The organism is Mycobacterium sp., assembly GCF_035697385.1.
GTDB lineage: Bacteria > Actinomycetota > Actinomycetes > Mycobacteriales > Mycobacteriaceae > Mycobacterium.
Genome location: NZ_DASSCY010000312.1, coordinates 1 through 10369 on the forward strand (window position 1 = coordinate 1; position 10369 = coordinate 10369).

At 66.8% G+C, this 10369-nt stretch carries 10 protein-coding genes; 4 read left to right on the forward strand and 6 right to left on the reverse strand.

Annotation, left to right across the window (positions count from 1 at the left end):
* The first annotated feature begins 44 nt into the window (after positions 1 to 44).
* Positions 45 to 1625: an FAD-binding oxidoreductase gene (locus tag VFH65_RS26490; protein ID WP_353325708.1), complete on the forward strand. Its 1581-nt coding sequence runs from the start codon at positions 45 to 47 to the stop codon at positions 1623 to 1625.
* Positions 1622 to 2536: a diacylglycerol kinase gene (locus VFH65_RS26495; protein ID WP_353325692.1), complete on the forward strand. Its 915-nt coding sequence runs from the start codon at positions 1622 to 1624 to the stop codon at positions 2534 to 2536. The genes VFH65_RS26490 and VFH65_RS26495 overlap by 4 nt, the downstream gene beginning before the upstream one ends.
* On the opposite strand, the gene VFH65_RS26500 is transcribed toward VFH65_RS26495, so the two are convergent.
* From VFH65_RS26500 to VFH65_RS26525, 6 genes are all read right to left on the reverse strand, one after another.
* Positions 2517 to 3029, reverse strand: a complete 513-nt coding sequence (locus tag VFH65_RS26500; RefSeq protein ID WP_353325694.1) for a DUF3145 domain-containing protein — start codon at positions 3027 to 3029, stop codon at positions 2517 to 2519. The two genes, VFH65_RS26495 and VFH65_RS26500, sit on opposite strands and share 20 nt — an antisense overlap.
* 108 nt (positions 3030 to 3137) lie before the next feature.
* Positions 3138 to 3962, reverse strand: a complete 825-nt coding sequence (locus VFH65_RS26505) for a serine hydrolase domain-containing protein (protein WP_353325696.1) — start codon at positions 3960 to 3962, stop codon at positions 3138 to 3140.
* Between the two features lie 11 nt (positions 3963 to 3973).
* Positions 3974 to 4870, reverse strand: a complete 897-nt coding sequence (locus VFH65_RS26510; protein WP_353325698.1) for a homocysteine S-methyltransferase family protein — start codon at positions 4868 to 4870, stop codon at positions 3974 to 3976.
* A gap of 85 nt (positions 4871 to 4955) precedes the next feature.
* Positions 4956 to 6038, reverse strand: coding sequence for a class I SAM-dependent methyltransferase (locus VFH65_RS26515; RefSeq protein ID WP_353325700.1), 1083 nt, complete (start codon positions 6036 to 6038; stop codon positions 4956 to 4958).
* Positions 6039 to 6128: 90 nt separating this feature from the next.
* Positions 6129 to 7751, reverse strand: a complete 1623-nt coding sequence (locus VFH65_RS26520) for a LuxR C-terminal-related transcriptional regulator (RefSeq protein WP_353325702.1) — start codon at positions 7749 to 7751, stop codon at positions 6129 to 6131.
* Positions 7752 to 7776: 25 nt separating this feature from the next.
* Positions 7777 to 8547, reverse strand: a complete 771-nt coding sequence (locus VFH65_RS26525; protein ID WP_353325704.1) for a dioxygenase — start codon at positions 8545 to 8547, stop codon at positions 7777 to 7779.
* A 108-nt stretch (positions 8548 to 8655) separates the two neighbouring features.
* Between VFH65_RS26525 and VFH65_RS26530 the strand changes: the two genes are divergently transcribed.
* Positions 8656 to 9741, forward strand: coding sequence for an S-(hydroxymethyl)mycothiol dehydrogenase (locus tag VFH65_RS26530; protein ID WP_353325706.1), 1086 nt, complete (start codon positions 8656 to 8658; stop codon positions 9739 to 9741).
* On the forward strand, positions 9741 to 10369 hold a 629-nt coding region (locus VFH65_RS26535; RefSeq protein ID WP_353325707.1), incomplete at its 3' end, for an MBL fold metallo-hydrolase. The genes VFH65_RS26530 and VFH65_RS26535, both read left to right, overlap by 1 nt.

Consider the following 10369-nt stretch of genomic DNA (forward strand, 5'->3'; position numbering starts at 1 on the left):
GCATGACGCGTCCGGATGACCAACAGACGACTCTGCTGCCCCCGATGAAGTGGAACGCCTGGGGCGACCCGCAGGAAGCCAAGCCGCTGTCCGACGGCATTCGGTCGCTGCTCAAACAAGCCCTCGGTGTCGAAGAGACGACCGCTGTCGAGCTCGAACCGGATCAGGTTCGGCTGCGGCCGTCCGCGCTGTCCCCCGCCGACCTCGACGGGCTGACGGCGATCGTCGGTGCCGAATACTGCAGCGTCGACGATCGCGGCCGGTTGCTGCGCGCGGGCGGCAAGTCGACGCTGGACCTGTTGCGCCGCAAGGATTCCGGCGTACAAGACGCTCCCGACGCTGTGCTTGTGCCCGGCGACGAAGAGGAAATAGCCGAGATCACCAAGTATTGCGCACGACGCAGCATCGCCGTCGTCCCCTTCGGCGGCGGCACCAGCGTGGTCGGCGGTCTTGATCCCATCCGCGGCGACTTCAAGGCCGTCGTGTCGCTGGATCTGCGACGGCTCGACCAGTTGCACTCCCTCGACGAAATCTCCTCGGAGGCCGAACTCGGTGCCGGGCTGACCGGACCCGAGGCCGAACGCCTGCTCGGCGAGCGCGGCTTCTCGCTCGGGCACTTCCCGCAGAGTTTCCAATTCGCCACCATCGGCGGCTTCGCGGCGACGCGGTCGTCGGGCCAGGACTCGGCCGGCTACGGCCGGTTCAACGACATGGTCCGCGGCCTGCGCGCGGTGACACCGGCCGGCGTGCTCGACCTGGGCCGCGCACCGGAATCCGCTGCGGGCCCCGATCTACGGCAGCTGCTCATCGGTTCCGAGGGCGTCTTCGGGATCATCACCCGGGTGCGGGTGCGGGTCCATCGCACTCCCGAGGACACCCGCTACGAGGCGTGGTCGTTCCCGGACTTCGAAACCGGCGCCGCCGCGCTGCGCGCCGTCGTCCAGACAGGCACTGGCCCGACGGTGATCCGGTTGTCCGACGAAGCCGAGACCGGCGTCAACCTGGCCACCACCGAGAACATCGGCGAACAGCAGATCACTGGCGGCTGCCTGGCGATAACGGTTTTCGAGGGCACCGAGGCCCATGTCGAGAGCAGGCATGCCGAGACCCGCGCGCTGCTGCAAGCCCACGGCGGCACGTCACTGGGCGAAGCGCCTGCCCGCGCCTGGGAGCACGGCCGGTACGGTGCGCCGTACCTGCGCGACGCACTGCTGGATGCCGGAGCATTGTGCGAGACGCTGGAGACCGCCACCAATTGGTCCAATATCCCCACGCTCAAGACCGCGGTCACCGAGGCGCTGACCAGTTCGCTCGCCGAATCAGGCACGCCAGCGCTTGTGCTGTGCCACATTTCGCATGTGTATCCCACCGGTGCGTCGCTGTACTTCACCGTCGTCGCGGGGCAACGCGGTGACGCGATCGAGCAGTGGCGCAAAGCGAAGACCGCCGCGTCGGAAGCGATGGTGCGCACCGGCGGCACCATCACGCACCACCACGCCGTCGGCGCCGATCATCGGCCGTGGATGCGCGACGAGGTCGGCGACCTCGGAGTCGCGGTACTGCGGGCCGTCAAGGCCACACTCGACCCGACCGGAATCCTCAACCCGGGCAAGCTCATTCCATGACCAAGCGCGAGATCGGTCGCGTCACGATGCTGACGAATCCGATGTCGGGCCACGGCAACGCACCGCACGCGGCAGAGCGGGCGATCGCACGATTTCAACAACGGGGCGTCGACGTCTGCGAAATCGTCGGCACCGATGCGGATCACGCGCGGCGGCTTCTCGACGACGCGCTGGAGCGCGGCACGGATGCACTGGTGGTGTGCGGCGGTGACGGTGTGATCGCGCTGGCGCTGCAGTCGTTGGCGCTCGGCGACATCCCGTTGGGCATCATCGCGGCGGGCACCGGCAATGACCACGCCCGCGAATACGGTTTACCCCAAGGCGATCCCGAAGCCGCCGCCGATGTGGTCGCCGACGGCTGGACCAAGACCGTCGACCTCGGCCGCATCGACAACCACGCCGGAGTACAGAAGTGGTTCGGCACGGTGATGGCCACCGGATTCGATTCGCTTGTCAGCGACCGCACCAATCGCATGACATGGCCGCACGGCCGGATGCGTTACAACCTCGCGATCGTCGCGGAAATCTCACAACTTCGGCCGCTGCCTTTTCGGCTGGCCTTCGATGACGGCGAGGAGATCGTCACCGATCTGACGCTGGCCGCGTTCGGCAACACCCGAAGCTACGGCGGCGGCATGCTGATCTGTCCCGACGCCGACCACGCCGACGGCCAGCTCGACATCACGATGGTGCACGCGACCTCGCGAACCCGGTTGATCCGCTTGTTCCCCACCGTGTTCAAGGGCACCCACACCGAACTCGACGGGGTGACCACAGCGCGCGCCCGCTCGGTCAGCGTGGACTCCGCAGGCATCAACGCGTACGCCGACGGTGAATACGTCTGCCCGCTGCCTGTCGACGTGTCAGCCGTTCCCGGCGCGCTGCAGATCCTTACCCGACTCCGCGGTTGAGCCAGCTGACTTCCGCGCCGTCGCCGCCGTCGCGATAGGCCTCCAACGCCTCGTCCCACGCCGTGCCGAGCACCGAATCGAGTTCGGCGGCGAGCATGTCGGCCCCCGATTGCATCAGGGTCCGCAGTCGCATCTCCCCGACCATCACGTCGCCGTTGGCGCTCATCGTTCCGCTCCACAGACCCAACTGCGGGGTGTGGCACCAACGGTGGCCGTCAACGCCGGCGCTGGGATCCTCGGTCACCTCGAATCGCAGCACTGACCACGAGCGCAAGGCGTTCGCCAGCTGCGCTCCGGTGCCGACGGGTCCGACCCAGTTCGTGACAGCGCGCAGCTGCCCCGGCATGGCCGGCTGCGGGGTCCACTTCAGGTTTGCCCGCGCCGACAGGGTCGACGACAACGCCCACTCGACATGCGGGCACACCGCCGCGGGTGAGGCGTGGATGTACACCACACCAGTCGCCGCGTCGGCGAATTGGTTCGCTGCACGCATCTGCTGCTCCTTCGGCTCCACGAGGGACGTCTTCCCCAACGACCTGGCGGATTCCGAATTACAGCTGTGTCATGCGTGTCCATTGTGCCTTGTGAGGCCCCTGTTGCGCTAGTGTGCTCCGAATTCTCTCAGCACTTCGTCAGACAATGCCGGCCACAGCGGGTATGCCCAGTCGCCGAAGTTGCGGTCGGTGAGCACCACCAGCGCGAGATCCGCGGCGGGGTCGACCCACAAAAACGTCCCTGACTGGCCAAAATGCCCGTAGGTGCGGCCCGAGTTCGCCGATCCGGTCCAATGCGGTGACTTGGCGTCGCGGATCTCGAACCCCAGCCCCCAGTCGTTGGGCCGCTGCACCCCGAATCCGGGCAACACGCCGTCCAATCCGGGAAACTGCACGTCGGCAGCTGCGTCGTGCATCTGCTGCGACACCAACGAGGGCCTCAGCAGGTCACCGGCGAAGGCCGCTAGGTCGGCCACCGTCGAGGCCGCGCCGAAGCCCGCGGCATCCGCTCCGCCATCGAGCGAGGTATCGGCCATCGCGAGCGGTTCGAACACCGCTTCGGTCAGGTATTGATCGAACTCGATACCGGATGCTTGCTGGATGGTCTGCGCCAGCACGCCGAAGCCGTAGTTGGAGTAGACGCGCCGGGTACCCGGCTTGCCCATCAGATCCGGCGAGTGCATCGAGTAGCCCGACGTGTGCGCGAGCAGGTGACGGACCGTGGACCCGGGCGGGCCGGCCTCGGCTTCGAGTTCGACGCCGCCCTCTTCGATGGCGACCTGCGCCGCGCGCGCCACCAACGGTTTTGTCACCGACGCCAGCGCAAAACGGTGCCGGGTATCGCCGTGTGTACCCAGAACGCCGGACGGCCCGACCACCGCGGCGGCGACGGTCGGGGCCGGCCAATCTGCAATGGCTTCCAGCGCGCTCATCGCGCAGCAGCTTAGTTGGCACTCCAGGCCGAGCAGATCGCAGCCACGTGACTCGCGTCGGTGCCGCAGCATCCACCGAGCACAGTGACCGCCGGGAGCAGGTCACGCAGCGCTGCGTGCCGGGCGCCGAGATCGGTCGGATCACCCGCATCGAGTTCGGTCGCTTCGTCGAGTTCGGCGTGACTCTTGGCGGATGCGTTGGCGCGCAAGCCAACGAGTCGGTCCCGCCACGGGCCGTCCTGCTCCAGCGCCTCGGCGAAATGTGTTGGGTGCGCGCAGTTGACCATGAAGTAGGCGGCGCCGGCCTCTGTCGCCGAGTCCACCTGTTCGATCGCTTCGCGCAGCGGCTGCCCCGTCGGCAGTCGCCCGTCCGTCTCAACGGTGAACGAGACCGCCGCCGGGATACCTGCCGCTAACGCGGCGCGCACGACACCGATCGCCTCCTCGGCGTTGGTCATTGTGATCGCAGTGACCTGGTCGACCGTGGTGTCAGCGAACGTGCCGATCTGCACCGCGTGGTAACGCTCGGCATCCTGGGGCGTCATCGCCTGGCCCGGGTCGTAGCCGTCCCCACGCGGACCGACACAGCCACTCACCACCGCGGTGATGCCATCGCCCGCCGCAGCCATCCTGACTTCCTCGGCGAGTGCCACCGCGGCGCGGTTAACGGCCTCGAGCTCTTCGAGCGAGTAACCGAGCTGAAAGGCCCAGTCCGGGTTGGCACGCCATGTCGGTGTCTCGATCACGAAACCCGCCCCATGCTCGCGGGCGATGTCGAGGTAGCCGTCGTAGTAGCGGCGCAGCCGCTCACGGGTGGTCGGATTGTCGAGCAACGGAAACGCCGCAAAGCACGGGAGATCGACGCCATCATGGAAGACCAACTCGGTCTCTAGGCCTCCGTCTGTCACGAACAGTCGGTTGCCGTTCGTCTGGGGTAGGTGGTGGCACTTGGGTTCTGCCGATACGGAGTCATCGAGGGTTGTCACTAGGCACCTATTTTCGTGCGATGTAGTAGTTGTTGAACGGGTCAGAGTCGATCTCGTGAACAGTCACGTCGCCGAAGCCTGCGTCGGCCAGCATTGACGTCGCCAGCTGCCTACCCCAGCAGGTCCCGAGACCGGCGCCGTCGAGCCCCAGCGACACGCTCATGCAGTGCATCGTCGAGACCGTGTACAGGTAGGTCGCCAGCGGAACGCCGACGTTGTCCTCGAGGTGGGTCGAGGCCTTGATGTCGACCATCAACAGAATCCCGCCCGGCCGCAAGGCGCGGTGGATGTTCTCCAGCACGCGTGCGGGCTGCGCCTGATCGTGAATCGCGTCGAAAACCGTTATCACATCGAATGTTTCGGTCATACCGAGTTTGGCCACGTCCTTGGCGATGAACTGTGCGTTCGCCAGCCCCAGCCGGTTGGCCTCGGCCCGACCGACTCCGAGTCCTTCGTCGGAGAAGTCGATGCCAGTGAAGCGGCTTGCCGGAAACGCCTGCGCCATCACGTTTATGGCGTGTCCACTGCCGCATCCGATGTCGGCCACGTCGGCCCCGGCATGAAGCTGTTCCGCCAGCCCCTCGGCCATTGGCAGGACAACGTCGACCAGGGCGGCGTCGAACACTTCGCCGCTCATCTCGGCCATCAGTTTGTGGAAGCGCGGATACTCGCTGTATGGCAGTCCGCCACCCGTGGAGAAGCAGCCGATGATCTTCTGCTCCACCTCGCCGAGCAATGGGATGAATTGCGCGACGCGAGCCAGGTTGTCCGGACCGGCCGCGCGGGTCAGCACCGCCGCGCGATGAGGTGGAAGCGAATATGTCTGCGCCGCAGGGTCGTAATCGACGATGCGCCCGGATACCACACCTCCAAGCCACTCCCTCACGTAGCGTTCGTTGAGGCCAGCGGCATCGGCGATCTGCTCACTAGTAGCCGGCGGCAGTTGGGCCAACGTGTCGAACAGCTTGGTCTGATGCCCGATCGACAGCAGGATGGCGAGGCTTGCGCTGTCGATCGCGCCAGCGACTCGTTCGGCGAACTCTTCGGTGGTGTCCATCGGGGCCACCGACTTTTCGTTCAATGTCGTCATGGGTGAAACGCTAGGCCGATGAGCCCAATTAAGCATCGGGCAAACCATGCATTTCCGTGGGCGCGGTGTGGTGCGAATGATGCAGAGCGGTTACTGCAGCACGTTGTTGTCGTGCGCCCATGCCACCGCCGCCGTGCGCGACGAGACTCCTAGCTTGGCGTAGATGTTGGCCAGGTGGCGCCCGACCGTCTTCTCGCTGATGCAGATCTGCTCGGCGACCTGCCTGTTGGTGGCGCCGCCCGCGACCCGGCGCAGGATCTCGATCTCCCGTTTTGTCAGACCGCCCGGCGAGCTGATACCGCAGACTTGCGCGGGTTCGACGCCGAGCTGGGCGTAGATGTTCTCCGCAGTGGCCGCATCCGCCGCGGCCAGCTGGTATTCGCCGAGCCCCTTGTGCGCGATAGCCATCCATTCGTACAGCTGAGCTGTCTCGTAGCGGGATTGCTGGGAGCGGTACTCGCGCAGCGCCGCCTGCAACGCGTCGAGTGCCTCGGCGTGCTGCGCCCGCTGGACCAAGATGGCGCCGCGCGCATGTGCGGCCCACCCTCGAAATCCGGGTGTGCCGAAAACTTCGGCGCCGGATTCCAGCTCGCGGCAATGCCGTTCGGCTTCGTCGAGGCTGCCGCGCGACAACGCCACGTCGACAGCGCCGTGCAGTAGCCGCATGCGACCCAGCCGGTCGGCTCCCGCAAGCGCGACGCGCAGATCTGTCCACGCCGTGTCACTGTCACCCGTGCGGCAGCGCAGCAGCGCCTCACCGGGTTGCGGGTCGATGCCCAGCGACCGAGCCCGAGAGAAAGCCTCAAATGCGCCGTCGGCGTCGCCGCGCAACCGGCGCACCTCACCCAGCTGGTAGTAGCCCTCGCCGCCCGCCCAACAGTTGACCTCCTCCAGGGCGCGGCTCGCCTCGGCCAGCCGATGCTCGAGCACGTGATAGTCATCGGTGGCCGCCTGCAGTTGCAGGCGATGCACGTCGCAGACACCGCCGTAGTTGGCCGACACCGCGAATTCGTTACACCAGCGCTCCATGGATTGTGTCCACGCCCGCATGCGCGGCATGTCGGCGAGGCGGTGGCAGTGGTGCAGCACTGTGCAGAAGATGTCGCCTGCCCAGTCCAGCGGCACCTGGTCGGCGAGGACCGGCAGCATGGCCTCGTCGATGTGGCCGTAGCCCTCGGCCAACTTGCCGTCGAAGACCGCCTCCAGGCCCTGCGCGACATGACACAGCGCCGTCAGCGCTGGCGTGTCATCAAGCCGGTCGCACACTTCGCGCAGCGTGGTCACCCGCGCAGGGACCGCCGCGGAATCGCGCGTCATCACCGCGACAACGAAGTCGAGGTAGGCCAGATATCCGTGCGTAGCGCACTCCGGCGCGCCGTCGAGCAACCGGCGGGCCCGGCTCATCCAGCCTCGCCCGACATTGATGTCGCCGCGGAAAAGCCACGCAAGCGCGAGGTCGACCGCTTTCATTGCCGCCGCCGGTGGATCGGTGCTGGCCAGCCGCCCGAATACGCGCTCGGCGACCCGAACCGACTCCTTGCCGCGGCCGACGCGCCAGGCCGCCACGGCCATCGCATCGAGATCGTCGGTGGACAGCGCCGTGTCCTCGGCTGCCCTCACGAAAGCGTCGTAGGAGGCATGCCAGTCTCGGCGGACATGCGCGGCGCGCGCCGCCAGCAAGAGGTCGGTTTGAGGTGCTATGCGGGTTTTCATGTCGATCGGGTCAACGGTATGCGAGCTAACTCAGTTCAATCGACCGTTTCGCCAGGCCCATCCAATAGCCGTCGATCACCTGCCGCGATGATTGCTCCGGATCCGCGGACGCACCAAGCGCGACGAACAGCGGGGAGAAGTGCTCGATGGTGGGGTGCGCGTATGGCATGCCAGGAGCCTTCGCCCGAAAGTCGATGAGCGCCTCGACGTCACCGGCGGCGAAACGTTCGTGCGCCCAGTCGTCGAACTCCGATGACCACCCCGGCGGCTCGGCGTTCGGCGATGGATCGTCGAGGAACGGCAACCCGTGCGTGGTGAAGCCGGAGCCGATGATCAGCACTCCCTCCTCGCGCAGCGGACGAAGCCGCTCGCCGAGGTGCAGCAGTCGCTGCGGGTCAAGGGTGGGCATCGAGATCTGCAACACCGGGATCGTCGCATCGGGGTACATCACCGTCAGCGGAACGTAGGCGCCGTGGTCGAGGCGGCGGTCCTGGTCGTGGGTGACGTGCTCGTCGTCGGGCATCAGCTTTTCGATGCGTGCGGCGAGTCCCGGCGCACCCGGCGCGTCGTAGGTGACCTCGTAATAGCGTTGCGGAAACCCCCAGAAGTCGTACGTCAGTGGGGTGTTGGCCGACGTCGACCCGATGGTCAGCGGCGCTGATTCCCAGTGAGCGGAGACGACGAGGATCGCCGAAGGCGTCGGCAGCCCTCCGGCCCACGCCGCCAGCTGCGCAACCCAGAGTTCGTCGTCGACGAGCGGCGGTGCGCCATGGGACAGATAGAGGGCCGGAGGCACGTCACCAGCCTTCCACTCACGGGCTCTGACCGCCGAAGCTGCGGACAGATCGCGATCTGTGCGGAGACTCGGCGCATCGCGGAGGTTGGCTCGCATTAGGTTGTATGCATGACTCAGACGGTGCGTGGTGTGATTTCACGGAAGCAGGGTGAGCCGGTCGAGGTGGTGGACATCGTCATTCCCGATCCGGGGCCGGGCGAGGTTGTTGTCGATGTGATCGCGTGCGGGGTGTGTCATACCGACCTGACGTATCGCGAGGGCGGCATCAACGACGCGTTCCCGTTTCTTCTGGGCCATGAGGCCGCGGGCACCGTGGAATCGGTCGGGCCGGGTGTGACGAATGTGGAGCCCGGTGATTTCGTGATCCTGAACTGGCGCGCGGTGTGCGGTCAGTGCCGGGCGTGTAAACGGGGCCGGCCGTGGTACTGCTTCGACACGTTCAACGCCTCACAGCCGATGACGCTGACCGACGGCACCGAGCTGACGCCGGCTTTGGGGATCGGGGCGTTCGCCGACAAGACGCTGGTGCATGAGGGCCAGTGCACCAAGGTTGACCCGGCGGCGGATCCGGCGGTGGCCGGGCTGTTGGGCTGCGGGGTGATGGCCGGGCTGGGCGCAGCGGTCAACACCGGGGCCGTGGGCCGCGATGACACGGTCGCGGTGATCGGCTGCGGCGGCGTGGGTGATGCGGCGATCGCGGGGGCGGCGTTGGTGGGGGCCAAGCGGATCATCGCGGTGGACACCGACAACACGAAGCTGGACTGGGCACGCGATTTCGGCGCCACCCACACCGTCAACGCCCGCGAGCTGGACCCGGTGGCCACCATTCAGGACCTCACCGACGGTAACGGCGCCGACGTGGTGATCGACGCGGTCGGGCGGCCCGAGACATGGAAGCAGGCGTTCTATGCCCGCGATCTGGCGGGAACTGTTGTGCTGGTGGGTGTTCCGACCCCCGATATGAAGCTGGAGATGCCGCTGATCGACTTCTTCTCCCGCGGCGGGGCGCTCAAGTCGTCGTGGTACGGCGATTGTCTGCCCGAGCGTGACTTCCCCACCCTGATCTCGTTGTATCTGCAGGGCCGGTTGCCGTTGGAGAAGTTCGTCTCCGAACGCATCGGCCTGGACGGTATCGAGGAGGCGTTTCACAAGATGCACGCCGGTGAGGTACTGCGCTCGGTGGTGATGCTCTAGTGAACGGCGGCCCGATCCAGCGGCTGGTCACCCATGGGACCTTCGAACTCGACGGCGGCAGTTGGGAAGTCGACAACAACATCTGGCTCGTCGGCGACGACTCCGAAGTGGTGGTCTTCGACGCCGCCCATGACGCGGGCCCGATCGTGACCGCCGTCGGTGGGCGCCACGTCGTCGCGGTGGTGTGCACCCACGGGCACAACGACCACGTCACCGTCGCCCCCGAACTCGGCAAGGCACTCGACGCCCCGGTACTGCTGCACCCCGCCGACGACGTGCTGTGGCGAATGACCCACCCCGACAGCGATTTCCGCACCGTCGACGACGGTGCAACCCTGCGCGTCGCCGGCCACGAGCTGCGCGCGATCCACACCCCCGGACACTCCCCGGGCTCGGTGTGCTGGCATGCCCCCGAACTGAACGCCGTGTTCTCCGGCGACACCCTGTTCCAGGGCGGCCCAGGAGCAACCGGACGGTCCTACTCCGACTTCGGAACCATCTTGGCGTCCATCTCGGAGAAACTCGGCAAGCTACCCGCCGACACCACCGTCTACACCGGCCACGGCGACTCCACCACCATCGGCGACGAAATCGTGAACTACGACGACTGGGTCGCCCGCGGCCACTA

Bases quoted from the DNA above. Each gene is read 5' to 3' on its own strand.
- VFH65_RS26495 (WP_353325692.1), top strand. From the start codon at position 1,622: ATGACCAAGCGCGAGATCGGTCGCGTCACGATGCTGACGAATCCGATG.
- VFH65_RS26505 (WP_353325696.1), bottom strand. From the start codon at position 3,962: ATGAGCGCGCTGGAAGCCATTGCAGATTGGCCGGCCCCGACCGTCGCC.
- VFH65_RS26515 (WP_353325700.1), bottom strand. From the start codon at position 6,038: ATGACGACATTGAACGAAAAGTCGGTGGCCCCGATGGACACCACCGAA.
- VFH65_RS26530 (WP_353325706.1), top strand. From the start codon at position 8,656: ATGACTCAGACGGTGCGTGGTGTGATTTCACGGAAGCAGGGTGAGCCG.
- VFH65_RS26490 (WP_353325708.1), top strand. From the start codon at position 45: ATGAAGTGGAACGCCTGGGGCGACCCGCAGGAAGCCAAGCCGCTGTCC.
- VFH65_RS26520 (WP_353325702.1), bottom strand. From the start codon at position 7,751: ATGAAAACCCGCATAGCACCTCAAACCGACCTCTTGCTGGCGGCGCGC.
- VFH65_RS26500 (WP_353325694.1), bottom strand. From the start codon at position 3,029: ATGCGTGCAGCGAACCAATTCGCCGACGCGGCGACTGGTGTGGTGTAC.